At 72.8% G+C, this 18,828-nt stretch carries 14 protein-coding genes and 1 pseudogene; 5 read left to right on the forward strand and 10 right to left on the reverse strand.

The genetic code is table 11. The annotated features are described in order from the left end of the window. Positions 1 to 97: 97 nt before the first annotated feature. The 4 genes from ACFYMM_RS21710 (at position 98) to ACFYMM_RS21725 (ending at position 5,956) form a co-directional block, all read left to right on the forward strand. Positions 98 to 3,184, forward strand: coding sequence for a glycoside hydrolase family 2 TIM barrel-domain containing protein (locus tag ACFYMM_RS21710; RefSeq protein ID WP_388388944.1), 3,087 nt, complete (start codon positions 98 to 100; stop codon positions 3,182 to 3,184). A gap of 118 nt (positions 3,185 to 3,302) precedes the next feature. Continuing rightward, complete coding sequence (locus tag ACFYMM_RS21715; protein ID WP_388388946.1) at positions 3,303 to 3,542, forward strand: hypothetical protein; 240 nt, start codon at positions 3,303 to 3,305, stop codon at positions 3,540 to 3,542. A 3-nt stretch (positions 3,543 to 3,545) separates the two neighbouring features. Continuing rightward, positions 3,546 to 3,923, forward strand: coding sequence for a toxin Doc (locus ACFYMM_RS21720; protein WP_388388949.1), 378 nt, complete (start codon positions 3,546 to 3,548; stop codon positions 3,921 to 3,923). Between the two features lie 389 nt (positions 3,924 to 4,312). Then, positions 4,313 to 5,956 (forward strand): RICIN domain-containing protein, encoded by a 1,644-nt coding sequence (locus ACFYMM_RS21725; protein WP_388388951.1) that lies wholly within the window; start codon positions 4,313 to 4,315, stop codon positions 5,954 to 5,956. Positions 5,957 to 6,022: 66 nt separating this feature from the next. Here the strand turns inward: ACFYMM_RS21725 and ACFYMM_RS21730 are convergent, their stop codons facing one another. Beyond that, on the reverse strand, positions 6,023 to 7,213 hold the full coding sequence (locus tag ACFYMM_RS21730) for a lactate 2-monooxygenase (protein WP_388389060.1): 1,191 nt from the start codon (positions 7,211 to 7,213) through the stop codon (positions 6,023 to 6,025). 350 nt (positions 7,214 to 7,563) lie between these two features. On the opposite strand from ACFYMM_RS21730, the gene ACFYMM_RS21735 reads away from it, so the two are divergent. Further along, on the forward strand, positions 7,564 to 7,998 hold the full coding sequence (locus ACFYMM_RS21735; protein ID WP_388388953.1) for a protease inhibitor: 435 nt from the start codon (positions 7,564 to 7,566) through the stop codon (positions 7,996 to 7,998). A 161-nt stretch (positions 7,999 to 8,159) separates the two neighbouring features. Here the strand turns inward: ACFYMM_RS21735 and ACFYMM_RS21740 are convergent, their stop codons facing one another. From ACFYMM_RS21740 to ACFYMM_RS21780, 9 genes and pseudogenes are all read right to left on the reverse strand, one after another. Then, positions 8,160 to 8,360 (reverse strand): CDGSH iron-sulfur domain-containing protein, encoded by a 201-nt coding sequence (locus tag ACFYMM_RS21740; RefSeq protein ID WP_388388955.1) that lies wholly within the window; start codon positions 8,358 to 8,360, stop codon positions 8,160 to 8,162. Continuing rightward, positions 8,341 to 8,994 (reverse strand): HemK2/MTQ2 family protein methyltransferase, encoded by a 654-nt coding sequence (locus ACFYMM_RS21745; RefSeq protein ID WP_388388957.1) that lies wholly within the window; start codon positions 8,992 to 8,994, stop codon positions 8,341 to 8,343. Before ACFYMM_RS21745 ends, ACFYMM_RS21740 begins: the two co-directional genes overlap by 20 nt. A 21-nt stretch (positions 8,995 to 9,015) precedes the next feature. After that, a complete protein-coding gene (locus tag ACFYMM_RS21750; RefSeq protein ID WP_388388959.1) occupies positions 9,016 to 10,029 on the reverse strand; it encodes an iron-containing redox enzyme family protein in 1,014 nt (337 codons plus the stop codon). A 92-nt stretch (positions 10,030 to 10,121) separates the two neighbouring features. Continuing rightward, complete coding sequence (locus ACFYMM_RS21755; protein ID WP_388388961.1) at positions 10,122 to 10,340, reverse strand: hypothetical protein; 219 nt, start codon at positions 10,338 to 10,340, stop codon at positions 10,122 to 10,124. Between the two features lie 192 nt (positions 10,341 to 10,532). Then, positions 10,533 to 11,933 (reverse strand): annotated as a pseudogene (locus ACFYMM_RS21760) (MFS transporter); the annotation flags it as partial. 152 nt (positions 11,934 to 12,085) lie between these two features. Next, complete coding sequence (locus tag ACFYMM_RS21765) at positions 12,086 to 14,905, reverse strand: NHLP bacteriocin export ABC transporter permease/ATPase subunit (protein ID WP_388388963.1); 2,820 nt, start codon at positions 14,903 to 14,905, stop codon at positions 12,086 to 12,088. Between the two features lies 1 nt (position 14,906). Beyond that, complete coding sequence (locus ACFYMM_RS21770; RefSeq protein ID WP_388389062.1) at positions 14,907 to 17,132, reverse strand: NHLP family bacteriocin export ABC transporter peptidase/permease/ATPase subunit; 2,226 nt, start codon at positions 17,130 to 17,132, stop codon at positions 14,907 to 14,909. Between the two features lie 2 nt (positions 17,133 to 17,134). Next, the gene (locus ACFYMM_RS21775) at positions 17,135 to 17,938 is read right to left on the reverse strand and encodes an HlyD family efflux transporter periplasmic adaptor subunit (RefSeq protein WP_388388965.1); all 804 of its coding nucleotides are present in this window, start codon (positions 17,936 to 17,938) and stop codon (positions 17,135 to 17,137) included. Positions 17,939 to 18,043: 105 nt separating this feature from the next. Continuing rightward, entirely contained in the window at positions 18,044 to 18,259 is a 216-nt protein-coding gene (locus tag ACFYMM_RS21780) for a type A2 lantipeptide (protein ID WP_388388967.1), read from the reverse strand. Between the last annotated feature and the right edge of the window lie 569 nt (positions 18,260 to 18,828).

Raw genomic sequence — 18,828 nt, forward strand, 5'->3', positions numbered from 1 at the left:
GCCCGCACCCTTGACGGCCGCGTGTGCCAGCACGTCAGAATCTGTTTGTTCACGATCAGTTGTGAGTACTTCTGGGCCCTGATGAGGGAGAGCCGCCATGACGGTCACTCGCAGATCGGTTTTGGTCGCCGCCACGGCGGCCCCGACGGCCGGAGCGCTGCTGGGCGCACCGGCCGCCCGGGCCGCCGAGGCGTCCGGTGCCATGGGGGGACGCCACACCGTCCCGCTGCGCGACGGCTGGCGCTTCGCGCTGGTCAACCCGGGTGGGATCACCGATCCGACCGGCGCTTACGCGACCGCCGCCGATCCCCGGTACGACGACTCGGGCTGGCGCGAGGTCGCCGTGCCCCATGACTGGAGCATCGAACAGACCCCCACCACCGAGCACGGCACCACCAGCGGCACCGGTTTCTTCCCCGGCGGCCTCGGCTGGTACCGCCTCGCCTTCACCCTGCCGCCCGGCTACGCCGGCAAGCGGATCTCGGTGGAGTTCGACGGCGTCTACATGGACTCCCACCTCTACTGCAACGGCACCGAGGTCGGCCACCACCCCTACGGCTACACCGGCTTCGCGTTCGACCTGACCGACCTGGTGCACACCGACGGGCGCACCGAGAACGTGATCGCGGTCAAGGTCCAGAACCAGTTGCCGAGCAGCCGCTGGTACTCGGGCAGCGGCATCTACCGCGAGGCCCGCCTGGTGGTGACCGACCCGGTGCACGTGGCCCGCTGGGGCACCTACGTCACCACCCCCCAAGTGAGCGCCGACCGGGCCACCGTGCGGGTGCGGACCGACGTGGTCGACGAGACCGGCGGCGGCACGAAGGTGCAGGTCCTTACACGGGTCCTCGACCCGGACGGCCGCACGGTCGCCCGTACGTCCAGCACGGTGGCCGTCGCCCAGGCGGTGAGCGAGACCCACGAACTGACGGTCGCGAAGCCGCGCCTGTGGGACTTCGACGCCCCGCACCGCTACACGCTGGTGACCGAACTGCGGGTCGGCGGCCGGACCACCGACACCTACCGCACCGCCTTCGGCATCCGCAGCTACCGCTTCGACCCCGACGGGGGCTTCTTCCTCAACGGCACCCACACCAAGATCAAGGGCGTCGACCTCCACCACGACCAGGGCGCCCTCGGCTCGGCGATCAGCGCGGACGCCGTACGCCGGCAGATGACGATCATGAAGTCGATGGGCGTCAACGCCTTCCGCACCTCGCACAACCCGCCCTCGCCGCAGATGATCGAGGTCTGCGAGGAACTGGGCATCGTGATGATGGTGGAGGCCTTCGACTGCTGGAAGACCGGCAAGACCACGTACGACTACGGCCGGTTCTTCGACCAGTGGTGCGAGAAGGACGCCACCGAGATGGTCCTCGCGGCCCGCAACTCGCCCGCCGTGGTCCTGTGGTCCATCGGCAACGAGATCCCCGACTCCACCTCCACGGCCGGTCTCGCCATGGCGGACCGCATCATCGCCGCGATCAAGGCGGCGGACGACACCCGCCCGGTCGTCATCGGCTCGAACAAGTACCACGGCGTCCCGGCCAAGGGCTCGGCGGCCGACCTCATGCTGGCCAAGCTGGACGGACTCGGCCTGAACTACAACACCGCCAAGTCCGTGGACGCCCTGCACGCCACCTATCCGCACCTGTTCCTCTTCGAGTCGGAGTCCTCCTCGGAGACCTCGACACGCGGCAGCTACCAGGAACCCGAGCACCTCAACACCGGCGAGAACCAGACCCCCGGCCGGCGCGAGACCTCCTCCTACGACAACAACCTCGCCTCCTGGACGATGAGCGGCGAGTACGGCCACAAGAAGGACCGGGACCGCAAGTGGTTCGCGGGGCAGTTCCTGTGGTCGGGCATCGACTACATCGGGGAACCCACCCCCTACGACGTCTTCCCGGTGAAGGCGTCCTTCTTCGGCGCCGTCGACACGGCCGGTTTCCCCAAGGACATGTACCACCTGTTCCGCAGCCAGTGGGTGAGCGAGCCGATGGTGCACCTGCTCCCGATGACCTGGAACCACGAGCCCGGTGACACGGTCGAGGTGTGGGCGTACGCGAACGTCCCCTCCGTGGAGCTGTTCCTCGACGGGAAGTCCCTGGGGGTACGGGAGTTCGACACCAAGACGACCACGGACGGACGCACCTACCTGGAGACCACCGAGGCCACCGGCGACGACAAGACCTTCACCGGCGGCCCCTATCCGGGCAGTTACACCAGCCCCAACGGCAGCGCGGGCAAGCTGCACCTGACCTGGAAGGTGCCGTTCGCGCCCGGCGAGCTGAAGGCGGTGGCCCGCAGGGACGGCAAGGTGGTCGCCACCGACGTCCTGCGCACGGCCGGGGACCCGCACGCGGTGCGCCTGACCGCCGACCGTGAATCCGTCGCCGCCGACGGCCGTTCGCTGCTCTTCGTGACCGCCGAGATCGTCGACGCGCACGGCGTGGTCGTGCCCGACGCCGGGCACCTCATCACCTTCGACGTGGCCGGCGGCTCCCTGGCCGGCGTCGACAACGGCCGCGAGGAGAGCGCCGAGCGCTACCAGGCCAGCACCCGGACCGCATTCCACGGCAAGGCCCTCGCCATCGTGCGGGCGGGCACCCGGGCGGGCGCGGTGAAGGTCACGGCCGCCGCGGACGGACTGCGCCGGGGTACGGTGACCGTACGCGCCACGCCGGCCCGGCAGGTCGCGCGTACGGCCGCCCCCGCTTTCGCCCCCGATTACCCCGCGCCGCCGAACTACCCGTACGCGGACGCCAGTTACTCCGGCCGTCCGGACACCCTGCCCGCCGCGATGCTGGACGGCGACGCGACGACCGGCTGGTCCAACGCCTTCGTCAAGTCGGCCACCGGCCTGCTGCCCGCGTTCAGCGGGGCCCGCGCGAAGGACTGGGTGTCGGTCGACTTCGGGCGGTCCCGGAGCCTGGACCGGGTGGCGGTGTCGTTCACGGCCGACGCGACCCACACGCCGCCCTCGGCGGTGGAGGTGGCGGTGTGGGACGGGCGGGCGTACGTGCCCGTCACGGGAGCGGCGGTGGACTGGGGCACGGCCTCCGACACGCCGACGGTGATCACCTTCGACGCGGTGAGCGGGTCCCGGATCCGCCTCACGCTGACCGGCGCGCACCCCGGCGAGGCCAGGGGGGCGGTGCGGATCAGCCGCCTCGACGTGTAGCCGGCACCAGCGGTCCGGGCGGCGGCCGCCCGGACCGCGAGGCCGTCCGGGTACCGTTGGGCATGGCATCCGAGCTGGGGTTATTTACGGTCGAGTACCCTCGCGCTACCGTTGGGGCATGCCAGCTCTCAACGTGGAGTTCAGCGAGCGCGAACTAGAGGACCTGCGGCAGATCGCCAAGGAGCGCGGTACGTCCATGAAGGCCCTCGTGCGCGAGGCCGCCGCGGCCGACATCGCCCGGCACCGGGCCCTGCAGGAGGGCGCCGAGGAATTCCGGCGCTTCTTCGCCGACCACGCCGAGGAGTTCGCGGCCGCGTTCCCGGAGGACGAGCCCGCCGCCAAGGGCGAGGCCGCCTGACCGATGCCGCCCGTCATCCACATAGACGTACCCTGGCTGCTCCAGCGCCACGAGGAAGTACTGCCCGACCAGCCCACGGTCGACGACTTCTCCGCGCTGGTCGCCGCCGTCGCCCGGCACCGTGTCGACCCGCCCCGGCTCGGCGTGGACTCCGACGCCGCCTGGCGGGCGGCCGCGCTGCTGCACACCCTCGCCCTGCTCAAGCCGCTGCCGTCGGCCAACGCCCGGTTCGCCTGTGCCACGGCCGTGGCCTACATGTTCGTCAGCGGCGCCGGCATCGACCCGCCCTACGGCGCCCTCGTCGACCTCGCCCGCGACCTGATCTCCGGCAAGACCGATGTGTACGGCGCGGCCGACCGGCTGCGTTCCTGGCAGATCTGACCCCGCCCCCGGCCGGTGGGGGAAGGCGCCGGCCCGGGGCCGCCGGCCGAGGGCGGGAGGAACGGGGCCGGCGGCCGGTTTCGCACAGGAGAGCCGCCGTCCTGCGCGGGGCCTCCGAGAAGGGCCGCCACCAGTCCACTACGCGGCCGGGGCGCGGGGGAGCGTGCGCGGGCGGCCGCCATGGGCGCACGCTTCACACGGGGCGCTCGCGGGACATGTCCTGACTTTCGTTCAAAGCTGTCGGGGCAAAGCCGTCGATGCGGACGGGCGCCTTGTTGGCCGTGTGGACATTGTGCAAAGGTGAATCACCCGTGCGGGGGAATGGCCAGGGCTCATCCCGAAGTTGACGCAGCACCACCCGCACCGCACGCACCAAAGGAATCCGCTCAGTGCCCACCCCCCATCCGCCTCGTCCTGCCTACCCGCCGTCCGGCGGTGGCCCCGGGGAGTCCGACGAGTCCCTCGCCGCCCCGCTGCGGGCCGGCTCGGACGCGGAGGCCTCCCGGTCCGTCGCCCAGCTGATGGCCCGGCACTGGGAGCCCGTCCAGGACTACGCGGCCGTCTGCCTGGCCACCCGCGGGCCCCTCGCCCACATGGTCTGCGCCGCCGCCTTCCACCAGGTCCTCGACCGCGTCGTGCTGGGCGAGGCGGCCGAGGCGCTGCGGCCCCGTCTGCTGGTCGCCGTCCGCGACACCGTCGGCACCTGGTCCGCCGAGGACCGGATCACCGAGGTCCTCCCCGGCCTCGGGAAACCCGCCGGAGGCCGCGGCATGCGCGCCGCGGCCTCCCTGACGCCGGAGAACCGCACCCTCGCCGAGCGGTCCTTCCAGGGCCTCGCCCCGTTCGCCCAGTGCCTTCTGTGGCACACCGAGGTCGAGGCCGAGTCCGTCGTCGTCCCCGCCGGGCTGCTCGGCATGGACGCCGAGACCGCGGCGACCGCGCTCGAAGGGGCCCGGGAGAAGTTCCGCGAGGGCTGCGTCCGCGCCCACCGGGAACTCGCCCCGACCCAGGACTGCCGGTTCTACAACCGCCTGCTCGACGTGCCGATCCGGCGCGGCGGCGCCCTGCTGCCCGACGTCCAGCAGCACCTGGACGCATGCTCCTACTGCCGGTACGCCGCCGAGCAGCTCGGCCAGGTCGAGGCGGGCCTCGGCCTGCTGCTCGCCGAGGCGGTCCTCGGCTGGGGAGCCCGCCGCTACTTCGACTCCCGCCCCGGCCGCGACGGCCAGACACCGGTCCGCGCCCGCAGCGCCTCCCGCCGCTCCGGCGGGCGCCGGCGCGGCGGGGGAGGACCAGGGCTGCTGGCCCGCATCCCCATGCCGGCGCGCCGCGCACCCGGCGCCGTCCGGCCGTCGAAGACGCTGCTCACCGGCGTCGGCGTCGCCTCGGCCGGACTGCTCGCCACCGTCCTCGCGGTCAGCGTGTGGCCGGACGGCGGCGACGGCACCGATCCGGTCGCCTCGACGAGCGTCGGTCCCGGCACCGACGGCCAGTCCCCGGCCGCCTCCGCATCCGCCACCGACCCCGGCACGGCCGGGCTGCCCGCCGCCACCCGGGCGACGCGGCTGCGCAACGCCGCGTCCGGCCTGTGCCTGGACATCGACGGCACGCCCCGGGCCGGGGCCGGCGCGGTGCTCACCGCGTGCTCCTCGGCGGGGACCCAGCGGTGGGCGTACGAGACCGACGGCCGGCTGCGCAGCGCGGCCGACTCCGACCTGTGCCTGGACTCGCGCGCGGACGCCGGTGTGGTCATCCTCGGCGTCTGCTCCGACGCGCAGGGGCAGCGGGCCGACGACGTGCGCTACGACCTCACCGTGCAGGGCGAGCTGCTGCCCCGCTGGGACGAGACCCTGGCCCTCGCGGCCACCGGCACCGGCCCGGGCGCCGACATCGTCGTCAAGGTCCGGGACCGCTCCACCGACCAGCGCTGGCTGACCGACGCGCCCCCGTCGAGCCCCGGTTCCCTGTCGATCGCCGGCACCGAGGGTCCCTCGGCCCGCCCGGCGAAACTGGCCGGCCAGGACGTGGGATAGGGGCCGGTCCGGCGGGCCGGGTCCGAGCAGGGACCCGGAACCGGCGTCTCCGGCGTGATCAGCGGGTCAGTGCGCCCGGTCGTGCTCGCCGGGCGGCGTTCCGTCGAGGTCCGCCGCTCCGAGGGTGCTCGGGGTGGTGTGACCGGACAGGGCGAGGGTGAGGTCGAACTCGGCGAGCAGGCAGCGGATCACGTGCTCCACGCCCGGCTGCCCGTCCAGGCCGAGCCCGTAGACGTAGGGCCGCCCCAGCAGCACCGCCCGCGCGCCGAGGGCGAGAGCCTTGAAGACGTCGTCGCCGGTGCGCACCCCGCTGTCGAACAGCACCGTCAGCCGCTCGCCCACCGCCCGCGCCACCCGGGGCAGCGCGTCGGCCGCCGCGACCGCGCCGGCCACCTGCCGGCCGCCGTGGTTGGAGACCACCACCCCGTCCATCCCGGCCTCGGCGGCGAGCCGGGCGTCGTCCGGGTGCAGGACGCCCTTGAGGACGATCGGTCCGTCCCAGTGCTCCCGCAGGAACGCCAGGTCCGGCCAGGTGTGGCCGGCGTCCCCGAACAGGCCGAGGAAGTGCAGCACGGCCGCGCGGGGATCCTCCTCGACCGGCTTGGCAAGGCCCGAGCGGAAGGCCGGGTCGGTGAAGTAGTTGGCGGTGCCCACCCCGTGCAGGAACGGCAGGTACGCCTGGTCGAGGTCGCGTGGCCGCCACGACACCAGGGGGGTGTCCAGCGTGACCACCAGCACCGAGAACCCGGCGGCGCGGGCCCGGCGCAGGAAGCTGCGCGTCACCTCGCGGTCCCGGCCCCAGTACAGCTGGAACCAGCGCTCGGCGTCCCCCATCGCCTCCGCGACCTGTTCCATCGGCGTGCTGGACGCCGAGGACAGGACGAACGGCACGCCCTGCGCGGCGGCGGCCCGGGCGGCGGCGCCCTCCGCGTCGGGATGCATGATCGACAGCACCCCCACGGGTGCCAGGGCCAGCGGCGCCGGCAGCGAACGCCCCAGCACCCGCACCGACAGGTCCCGCTCCCGTACGTCCCGCAGCATGCGCGGCACGATCCGGCGCCGCTCCAGCGCCGCCCGGTTGGCCCGGGCCGTGCTGCCGTCCCCCGCGCTGCCCGCCACGTAGCCCACCGGGCCGGGAGCGAGCCGGTGCGCCGCCAGCTCCTCCAGCCGGGTCAGGTCGGTGGGCAGCCGGGGCACGGCGCCCGTCATCCCGTTCAGATAGATCTCGTACTGGAAGTCCGCCCAGTTCCGGGGCATCCGGCCCTCCCGCCGCTCGTCGTCCCTCACGCGGATGCCGACGATACTCGCGGGTAGCCGCCCGGCCCCGGGGGCCGCCACGCCCGGCTGAACCGGAATGTTTCAGGCCTATTAACGAGGCGCCGGAATTAAGCCATTTGGCCGCTTCTTGCGATCAAGAACCGCTCAGTTTCGGCATTGGAACGTTCGAATTCTGTGACTTCACGCCACTGATTCAATACGCAAGGTTACTGAAACCCGTGGGTCCGATGTGAGTTTCGGCGGCGGACTCGGCAGAGTGGCGCACGCCGCTCCGGCACCCGACCGGACCGGAGCCGGCACCCGTCTATTCGAGCGGAAGGATGCACACAATGCGGAACACCGCGCGCTGGGCAGCGACCCTCGGCCTCACGGCCGCCGCCGTCTGCGGACCCCTGACCGGGGCCGCCGTCGCCTCTCCCAGTGCCGCCCCGGCCTCGCTCTACGCGCCCTCGGCCCTGGTGCTCACCACCGGCCACGGCAGCGACGCCGTCACCGCGACCCCGGAACGCGCCGTCACCCTCACCTGCGCCCCGACGGCCTCCGGCACCCACCCGGCCGCGGCCCAGGCCTGCGCCGAACTGCGCGGGACCGGCGGTGACTTCGACTCCCTGGCCCCGGCACCCGACGTGTGGTGCACCAAGCTGTACAACCCCGTCGTCGTGACGGTCGAGGGCGTCTGGCAGGGCAAGCGCGTCTCCTACGCGCACACCTTCGGCAACGAGTGCATGAGGAACGCGTACGGCGCCGGCGTCTTCGCGTTCTAGAGACCGGGATCGCACGGTCCCCGTGCAGTGCACGCCGGAAAAGGCCCGTGACTGGGGAGTGCGGGCCCCTGGAGCGGGGAACCGGGCGGTCTCGAACCGGAGTCCGGCGGGCGGAGTGGGGCCGCCCGCCGGACTCCGGCTTTCATGGTGTGCGACGGCGTTCACGGGGTGCGACGCCGATGACTGGTGTCGCACCACGGATAGCGGCGGCTGCGCCGGCAGGTGCACAGGGCGACCCGGAAGCGGTCGGAGACGACGGTGGTGCCGTCCTCCAGTTCCACCTCCACGGGACCCTCAACCAGCAGCGGTCCGCGCCGCTGCACGGTGATCCGGCGGGGTCGGTCAGCAGGGACGTTCGGCACGGATGACCACCAGCTCTTCGCTCTCCTCGGCGGGCGCCAGCAGGCCCCGCTCGCGCAACCAGCCGGCCCGGGACCGCAGCACCGGCCCGAACCTGATCCAGCGGCGGTTCACCGCCGCGGCCTTGAGCCCCGCCGCCCGCAGCAGTTCCAGGGTCCGGTCCGGTCCGCTCAGCGCCGAGTGGACCAGCAGCAGCACACCCCCCGGCCGCAGCAGACCGGGGGCGTCCCGGCAGAGACGGTCCAGGACCAGACGCCCGTCGTGGCCCGCGTCCCAGGCGCGGGAGCGGCCGCGCGGCTCGGGCCCGGCGTCGGGCGCCGGCACGTACGGCGGATTGGCCACGATGACGTCGTACGCCCGCCCGCGCACCGGGCCGAAGAGGTTGCCGCGCCGGATCCGGACCGGCAGCCGGTTCAGCCAGGCGTTCAGCCGGGCCGTCCACACCGCCCGCCAGGACAGGTCGACCGCGGTCACCTCGGCGCCGAGCCGGGCGGCCTCCAGGGCCAGCGCCCCGCTTCCGGTGCCGACGTCGAGAACCCGCGCACCCGGTGGCATGGGCTCCGCCCGGAGGGCCTCGGCCAGCAGCGCGGTGTCGTCCTGAGGGGCGTAGACACCCGGGAGTACCAGTGCGTTCACGCGGCGCGAGTACCCCGGTATTCAGGTGATATGGGTTGTTTCCCGCTCAAGAGGCGCACGCAGTGACGACGTGCCGTCCCGCCACCGGCCGAGCAGCCGCCAAGACAGCCGGTCCTCCAGGTACTCGGTCGCGTCGATGCCGAAGGCGATGTCGGCGGCCAGCCGGGGCTCCTCGTCGAGCAGCCCGCCGATGACCTCGTGGCGGACGACCTGCTCGTGCACGGCGTCCGCCTCGACGTGCTCGTCGTAGAAGAACTCCGCGGCCCTCCCGGCGCCGGTGCGCCGCATCGCCTCGGCCAGCCGCCGCGATCCGGGGGACGAGGTGATCTCGACCGAGGCGAAGTGGCCCACCAGCGCGCCGCGCAGCGCGCGGTGCAGACCGAGCAGCGACATCAGGTTGACGGTGGCCAGCATCTCGGCGGGGGCCGCGTCCAGATAGCGGCCGTACGCCGTGTCCAGCCCGAGGTCCGTCATCAGGTCTGCGAACAGGCGGGCGTGCACCCGCTCGGCCCGGCCGCCGCCGAACTCGTCGAACTCCACCGCCGCCATCGCCGCCTTGGCCCGGCCCCACAGCCGGGGCAGCACCCAGGCGTGCGGGTCGGCCTCCTTCAGGTGGTACAGGGAGCGCTGGGCCGCGTACTCGCGCAGCTGCCACCGCTCGCCCTCCTCGCACAGGTAGTGGGTGACGCCGGTGCCCTGGACCGGTTCGACCAGCAGGGCCCCGAGGGCGTCGTCGAGGCTGTCGTGGCCGGGCGTGTCGGCCCGCAGCGCGGAGAGGAAGACCCCCTCCAGCGCGGCGCGGACGCGCAGCAGGCCGGGGTCCCACTCGTGGTCCGGCGAGACGTCCGCGAAGCCCCGGTAGTGCAGCTCGTAGCAGAGGTAGAGGGCGAGCTGGAGGTCGTCGCCGTACGGGTCAGCGGCAGCGCACTCCTCGACGCGGGGCAGCGGGCCGGTGCCGCGCAGCGCGGCGACGACGGCGGCGGACACCGGCCCCCGCGCGGGGGGCAGCTCGGGCTCGGGGCGGTGGTCGTTCATGGGGGCCGGGTACCCGGCGGCGCCTCGCGCATCCTCGGCGTTCCGCCGGACGGGCGCTGCCGCCGGGCACCTTCCCGCTGACGGGACACGGCCTACTCGCCGTGCGGCCCGCCCCGCGTCTCGTCCCGCGTCCGGCCCTGCGCCTCGCCCCGCGACTCCTCCTGGGCCCGGGCGTTCGGTGTGATCGCGTCCGCGGCCTCGCCCCCGGGCCGCGCGGGCTCCTCGTCACGCCGCATGGCATCCGTGATCTCCCGGAGCGCTTCCTCCAGTGCCGTCTCGGGCAGGTTCTCCCCGTGGTCCGCGCCGGACATGCCACTCTCCTTCCGTACCGGGTGGCGCCCGGGCGTCCAGCGCCCGCCGGCGGCCACCGTCTCCATCCGCTCGGGCGCGAGTACCCGCCGGTGCGGACTCAAGCGCCCCGCCGTCACGGTGACAGCCGGAGGGCCGCCGTCTCCCTGCGGACGGCGGCCCTCCGGCCGGAACCCCGGCGGCTCTCGGGGCTGTCACATGTGGACGACCGGTGCGGCGTCCGTGTCCTGCTGCGGCACTCCGCGCCGGTAGAGCAGCAGGGCGATCAGAGCGCCCGCGGTGAAGAAGCCCGCCGACCACCAGAAGGCGGTGGTGTAGCTCTCGATGGTCGCGTGGGCCTGGACCAGCTTGCTGGTGGCGTCGCGGCCCGAGAGGTAATGGGTCGCGGCGCTCGCCGCCAGCGTGTTCAGCAGCGCGGTGCCGATGGAACCGCCCACCTGCTGCATGGCGTTCACGGTCGCGGAGGCGACACCGGCGTCCTCGGCCGCCACTCCGCCGGTGGCCAGCTGCATGGCGGGCGGCATGACCAGGCCGAGGCCGAGGCCGATCACGACCAGCTGCGGCAGCACCGCGCCGGTGTAGGAGGAGCCGACGCCGATGCCGGTCAGCCAGGCCATGCCCACCGCGGCGACGGCGAAGCCCAGCGGGATGACCGCCTTCGGGCCGATCCGCGGCACCAGCAGGGTGGTGCCGAGCTGTGCCGCCACCATCAGCGCGCCGACCATCGGCAGGAACGCCACACCGGTCTTCGTCGGGCTGAACCCGAGGTTGAGCTGGAGGTAGTAGGTGAGGAAGAGGAACACGCCGAACATGCCCGCGCCGGAGATCAGCACGGCCAGGTAGGAGGCCGAGCGGTTGCGGTCGAGCAGGATCCGCAGCGGCAGCAGGGGGTGCGCGGCCCGGGTCTGCCACCAGGCGAAGGCCGCCAGCAGCAGGCCGCCCGCGATCAGGAAGCCCCAGGTCGGCGCGGAGCCCCAGTCGTGGGTCTCGGCGTTGGAGAAGCCGTAGACGAGGGAGAAGAGACCGGCGGCGACCAGGACGGTGCCCGGCACGTCCAGCCGGGAGCCCGCGGCGTCGCGGTGGTTGGTCAGCAGCACCCAGCCGCCCGCGAAGGCGACGACCGCGATGGCCACGTTGACGTACAGGGTCCAGCGCCAGTCGAACGCGTCGGTCAGGACCCCGCCGAGCAGCAGGCCGACCGCACCGCCGGCACCCGCGATGGCGCCGTACACGCTGAACGCCCGCGCCCGCTCCCGGGCGTCGGTGAAGGTGGTGTTGAGCAGGGAGAGGGCGGCCGGCGCGAGGAGCGCGCCGAAGGCGCCCTGCAGGGCGCGGGCGGTGACCAGCATGCCGAAGCCGTTCGCGGCACCGCCGAGCGCGGAGACGCCGGCGAAGCCGACGACGCCGACCAGGAAGGCCGTCTTACGGCCGAACAGGTCGGCTATGCGGCCGCCGAGCAGCAGCAGGGAGGCGAAGGCCAGCGCGTACGCGGTGACGATCCACTGCCGGTTGCCGTTGGAGAAGCCCAGGTCCGCCTGGGCGGAGGGCAGGGCGATGTTCACGATGGTGGCGTCGAGGACGACCATCAGCTGGGAACCACTCCAGGGGAAGTCGTTCGTCGTCGTTCGTCGACGGAAGAGTGCGTGAACGAAACGGTTTCGTACACGGCGAGATTAGACCACATCCAGAGAAACGGCAACGTTTCGTTTCTGGAGTGCTGGCGCCACCCCGCGCGACGCCGGCGGCCTCACGCCAGTTGGCGGCGCACCAGTTCGTGCAGCCGGCCGCCGGCGTCCGCGAGGAGTTCGGCCGGCGGCCCCTGCTGGGCGACCTTGCCGTCCTCCATCACGATGACCCGGTCGGCGTCCAGCACCGTGGACAGGCGGTGGGCGATGACGACACGGGTCGCGTTCAGCTTGCGGGTGCTGTCGATGACCGTGCGCTGGGTGTCGTTGTCCAGGGCGCTGGTCGCCTCGTCGAAGAACAGGATGCGCGGCCGGCGGATCAGCGCCTGGGCGATCATGAGGCGTTGGCGCTGGCCGCCGGAGACGGCACCGCTGCCGGAGACGATGGTGTGCAGGCCCATCGGCATCCGCTTGATGTCCTCGGCCAGCCCCGCCAACTCCGCCGCCGCCATCGCCTCCTCCGGCGTGAACGCCTCGGTGCCGCAGATGACGTCCAGGATCGACCCGGTGAACGGCTGCGCGTGCTGGAGCACCACCCCGCACTGGCGGCGCACCGCCGACTGGTCCAGGGCCGCCAGGTCCTGGCCGTCGTACAGGACGCTGCCGGAGACCGGCCGGTCGAAACCGATGAGCAGCCTGAGCAGGGTGGACTTGCCGCAGCCGCTCGGACCGACGATCGCCACGAACTCGCCCGGCCGCACCGCGAAGGACACGTCGTCCAGGACGAGGGGGCCGTCGTCGGCGTACCGGAAGGACAGCCGCCGCGCCTCGATCGCACCGGAGAGCGCGGCCGGCCGGGTGCTCGCCGCGCGCACCTCCGGCGCGGCCTCCAGGACCGGCTTGATCTCCTCGAACAGCGGCAGCGCCGCCACCGCCGAGACGAACGCCCCGGTGAGCTGGGTGACCGAGGTGAGCACCATCGTCACCGACGTGTTGAAGGTGAGGAAGGCCGCCGCCGACATCGCGCCCCGCGCCGGCCCTGCCAGCAGCATGAACATCAGCAGGGTGCAGACCGGCAGGTACACCGCGCCCAGCACGGTGGTGAGGTTCTTGATGCGGCCGACCTTCTGCTGGAGTTCCCGGCTGCGCGCGAACTCGCCCGCCCAGGCCGCGTACGCGTAGTTCTCCGCCGCCGCCACCCGCAGCTTCGGCAGACCCCGCAGGGTCTGGAAGGCCTGGTTGTTCAGCTTGTTGCCGAGCACCACCAGGCGCCGCTGCCAGCGCACCTGCCACAGGCCGAGCCCCAGGAACACCGCGGCGATCACCACCAGCATGCCGATCGCCGCGAGCGCCATCGGCACGCTGTAATAGAACAGCAGCCCAAGGTTCATGGCGCCGATGGTCACCGACTGGGCGACCACCGGGCCGACGCCCGCCAGCAGCCGGCGGATCGCGCTGATGCCCATGGCGGCGCTGGCCAGCTCACCGGTCGAGCGCTGGGTGAAGAACTTGGTCGGCAGGCGCAGCAGCCGGTCCCAGACGGCCGGTTGCAGCGCCGCCTCGATACGGCCCTCCAGGCGCAGGATGGTCAGGTTCTCCAGCAGCATGAACGCCGCGGCCACCACGCCGCTGACCATCACGGCCAGACAGACCTGGACGATCAGCCCCTCCTGGGCCCTCGGCACGTACTCGCCGAGCACCTTGCCGGTGGCGATGGGCACCAGCGAGCCGATCGCCACCGTCACCAGCCCGGCGAGCAGCAGGTTCACCAGGTCGCCGCGAGTGCCCCGCATGCTGAACCGCAGCAGTCCGAGCGGTCCGAGCGCGCGCTCGGGCAGCGGCCGGTAGAACATCACCGCGCGCGGCTCGAACTCCTCCGCGTTGGCCTTCTCGACCGGGGTCTCCCGTCCGGTCGCCGGGTGGACGGCCACATAGCCGCCGCGCCGCCACAGCAGCGCGACCGGCGCCCCGGACAGGGCCCGGTGCCCGATGAGCGGGCCGACGTCCTCCCGCCACCAGCGGCCGTCCAGGCGTACGGCCCTGGTGCGCACCCGGGAGGCGAGGGCCACCCGCTCGATCGGATCCAGGCGGTCGCTCTCGGTGCCGCTCTGCGCCGGTTCGGCGAGGGTGATCCCGGCGGCCCGGGCGACCAGCTTGCAGACCGCGTGGCTGGCGTCGGCGTCGACGGCCGTCGCGCGGCGGTCCGACGCCTTGCCGATGGAGGCCAGCAGGGTGCGGTCGGCCTGGGCGCGGACCGCCTCACCGGCCCTGATGCCGGCCGCCGTGCGCGTCTCGTGGGTGCGCTCCAGCTGCTCGATCCACCGGTCGAGGGTGGTCAGCAGCCGGTACTGCTGGTCGACCATGCTCTGCCACACGGCGGGGTCCATCAGCAGGTCGGCGGCGGCCTCGGCGCCGTACAGCGAGCCGTACTGCACGCTGCCCGGCGGCACCTGCATCCAGAACACGTCGTCGTCGCGCACCCCGGCGGCCGCCGCGTCGTTGGCCATCGGCGCCTGGAACAGGACGGTCAGGCCGCGGCCGACGCCGAGCGCGAGGGCGTACTCCAGCGGGCTCGTGGTCGGCGGCACGTACTGCGGGTTGCCGTACTCGTCGTACGACCAGGTCTGGGTGTTCGCGGGCTGGTACAGCTCGCGCAGCCCGACGCGGCGCACCACGCAGTCCCGCAGCGGCCGTGCCACCAGCGTGTGCTGGGGCCCGGCCACCGGGCCGAGCAGCAGCGAGCCCGCCGTCAGCCGGCCCAGGTGGTGCCAGTGGCCCTGCTGTCCGGCGTCCACCGCGAACAGGTCCAGCGCGCCCGCCGCGACCAGCCACAGCACCTGCGGACCTTCGAGGTCCAGGCGGCTCAGGCCGGCGCAGTCGATGGGCGTGCCCAGTGTGCCGAGCGCCCCGAGTACCAGGTCGCCTTCGTCGACGGTCGTCATGTCACCGCTCCCTGACCAGCGCGGCGTACGCACCGCCGCGCGCCACCAGCTCGTCGTGCCGCCCGCGCTCCACGATCGTGCCGTGCTGGAGCACCACGATCTCGTCGCTGTCGCGGACGGTGGACAGCCGGTGGGCGATCACCACACAGGCGCAGCCGCGCCGGCGCAGGTTGTCCATCACGACCAGTTCGGTCTCCGCGTCCAGCGCACTGGTCACCTCGTCCAGCACCAGGATGCTCGGCCGGCGCACCAACGCACGCGCGATCTCCAGGCGTTGGCGCTGACCGCCGGAGAAGTTGCGGCCGTCCTGCTCGACCGGGCTGTGGATGCCGCCGGGCCGGCGCGTCACCACGTCGTACAGGGCCGCGTCCTTCAGCGCCTCCACCACCGCGTCGTCCGGGATCGACGGGTCCCACAGCGCCACGTTGTCGCGGACCGAGCCCTCGAAGAGGAAGACGTCCTGGTCGACGAAGGAGACGGAGGCGGCGAGCGAGCCGCGCGGGATGTCCTCCAGGCGCTGTCCGTCGATGCGGATCACCCCCTCCCAGGGCGTGTAGAGACCCGAGATGAGCCGGGACACCGTCGACTTGCCGCTGCCCGAGCCGCCCACCAGGGCCACCTGCTGCCCGGGGCCGACGGTCAGGTCGAACCCGGTGAGCAGCGGCTGGTCGAGGGGGCTGTAGCCGAACGAGATGTTCTCCAGTTCCACATGTCCGTGCAGCCGGCGGGTGGAGTCTCCCGCGCCGGGGCGGGCGTAGAGCGGGTCGGCCTGGAAGCTCTCCACGTCCTTCAGCCGGGCCACGTCGGCCGCGAAGTCCTGGATGCGGCCCGCGACCCCGTTGAGCCGGGTCAGCGGCGCGGTGAAGCGGGTGACCAGCGCCTGGAAGGCGACCAGCAGGCCGATCGAGATATGGCCCTCGACCGCGCGCATGCCGCCGATCCACAGGATCAGCGCGCTGTTCAGCGTCGCCAGCGTCGGCGCGACCACCCCCAGCCAGGCGCTCGGCACCCCGAGCCGCTGCTGTTCCTCCAGCGTGGAGGCGTGCTGCCCGGCCCACTTGCGGAAGTAGCCGTCCTCGCCGCCGGTCGCCTTCATGGTCTCGATCAGCTGCAGGCCGGTGTAGGCGGTGTTGGTCAGCCGCGCCGTGTCGGCACGCAGCTTGGCGGTACGGGTCGCGCGCAACCGTACGACCAGCCGCATCGCGACGACGTTCAGCAGCGCCACGCCGATCCCGACGAAGGTCAGCTGCGGATCGTAGGTGTACAGCAGCACCGCGTACAGCACGACCACGATCGCGTCCACGCCGGCCGCCGCGAGGTCACGGGCGAGCGTCTCGGCGACCTGGTCGTTGGACTGCAGGCGCTGCACCAGGTCGGCCGGGCTGCGCTGGGCGAAGAAGGTCACCGGCAGCCGCAGCAGATGGCGCAGGAAGCGGGCGCTGGAAAGGGTGGAGGAGATGATCCTGCCGTGCAGCAGGTTGGTCTGCTGGAGCCAGGTCAGCACCAGCGTGAGCAGCACACAGGTGCCCATCGAGGCGAACAGCACGCCCAGCAGGGAGGTCTGCCCGCCGATGAGGAACATGTCGATATAGGTACGGCTGAGCGCGGGCACCGCCGCACCGACCGCCACCAGCAGCAGGCTGGCCAGCACGGCCGCGGGCAGGGTGCCGGCGGTGCCGCGCAGCCGGGCCGGCATGGCGCCGAGGACGCCCGGCCTGCGGCCGCCCTTCTCGAAGCCGTCACCCGGTTCCAGCACCAGGACGACGCCGGTGAAGCTGCCGTCGAACTCCTCCATGGGCACGAAACGGCGGCCCTTGGCGGGGTCGTTGATGTACACGCCGCGCCGGCCGAGGCGCCGGCCCATGCCGTCGTAGACGACGTAGTGGTTGAACTCCCAGAACAGGATGGCCGGTGCCCGCACCTCGGCGAGGGCGGCCAGGTCCATCTGCATGCCCTTGGCGGTCAGTCCGTAACTGCGGGCCGCCTTCAGGAGGTTGCTGGCGCGCGAGCCGTCCCGGGAGACGCCGCAGGCGATGCGCAGCTCCTCCAGCGGGACGTGCCGGCCGTAGTGGCCGAGGACCATGGCGAGGGAGGCGGCGCCGCACTCCACGGCCTCCATCTGCAGCACGGTCGGCGTGCGGACGCTACCTCCGCGGCCCTTGGGGACCGGGCGCCTGGACGGGGCGGCGCGTCTGCGGCCCCGGGTCTCCTCGGTGCTGGTGTGCACGGTCACGGGAGCAGCCAATCGACGGGATGCTGGTCGGCCAGCCGGATGGAACCCGTGGCCAGGGTCATGGAGTCGAGCTTGTACGGCGGACCGCCCGCGGACGACCAGCGGTAGCCGCTCGTGGTCGACGACGGGTCCAGCTCGACGAGTACGGCCACCGGGCGGCCCTTCCGGGTGAACTGCTCGCCCAGCTGGCTGTCCCCGAGGAACTCCGAGACGGACTGGGCGGACTGGGCAGCGCGGTCCACCGACTTCACCTGGCCGCGCAGCACCCCGTACCGCTGGGTCGGCACCGACGACACGGTGAGGTCGACGGGGGCGTGCGCGGGGATGGCGGCGGCGTTCTCGGCGGGGACGTACACCGTCGCGTACAGCGGGTCGGAGGCGTGGGCGACTTTCTCGACGGCGGCCACGTTCGCGCCGGTCTGGATGATCTGACCGATGGTGGCGGCGAGCGCGGTGACCCGGCCCGCGGCGACCGTGCGGACGACCGCGTCGCCCCGGTCGGTGCGGACCTTGAGGACCGGTGAGTTCGCGGGCAGGCGCTCGCCCTGCCGGGCGAGGACCGCGGTGACCTGGCCGGCGACGGGGCTCTGCAGGATGTAACTGCCCTGCGCGTGCGTGAGGATGGCCTGCGCGCTGACGGTGGAGGCGACCGAGCCGGTCACCGCCCAGACGGAGGCCGCCGCCATCACGGCGACGGTGACGGACAGCGCGAGCCAGCCCTGCGGACGGGCGAGCCGCACCGGGAGGTCGAGCTCTTCCGGTGACTGGAGCTTGGCGAGGGCCTGCTGGCGGAACTGCACGGGACTTCCCTCACCTGAGGAGAGACTGCGTTACGTCGTGTTGCGGGCACCCGAGAGCCCCGGGGCCGGGAAACGGCTCCGGGGGCTCAGGGCGACGAGGTGCGATCAGAGACCGGCGACCAGGTTGGTGACCGGGGCCACGTTCAGGCCGGTGACACCCTGGGCGGTGCCGACGACCGTGTCGACCAGGCCGGAAACCGGGGCAATGCCGTTCACGGCACCCGTGACGGTGTTGAGGGCGTTCACGGAAAGGCCGCCGGAGACGTTGTCGAGCTCGGCGTCGGAGATCTCGACGGTCTCGACCTGGGGGGTGGAGTTCATGGTGGAACTTCCCTTCGTGTGGATATTTCTCAAGGGGGGAGCGGCCCCCTCTGGGGACAGATGACGGCCGCGACCGCAGGCGCCGAGCGCCGGTTGCGGTGCGATGGATCAAAGCACGCACGCGCCTCGGGCTTCCAATCAACCACCTCTCCCACCTGCGCACTTGCGCCTCGGCGGGCATCAACCGTGCAGGTGTGCGCACGTCGTGTCGGCGACTCCTTCACATGTGACGCGGCATCGGCGCGCCCGGGCCCTTGCCCCCGCCGTCCGGATTCCGGCACTCCGCGCCAAAGGCGTGCCGCGGGGCGCGCGGATGTGCAGATCCACTGGAGCCGGTGACTTGGTTGCGTATTCGATGTGCAGATTCCCTGAAGCAGGGATTCCGGTCCGTGTCCACAACGGACCGTCACCGGTCGGTTGCTGACCGCGTCAACCCCGGGACGCTCGGCCAGGCCGTCACGAACCCGCCGATCCCGGCCGATTCCTGGTTGCGCAAAGGAAGTTGGCAAACGGAATTGAACGCACCGCGTGACCCGTCCGTACCTACAGCCATCCAGGCGCCCCGGATC

Origin of the sequence: Streptomyces sp. NPDC006739 (genome assembly GCF_042869815.1) — a bacterium.
Lineage (GTDB): Bacteria > Actinomycetota > Actinomycetes > Streptomycetales > Streptomycetaceae > Streptomyces.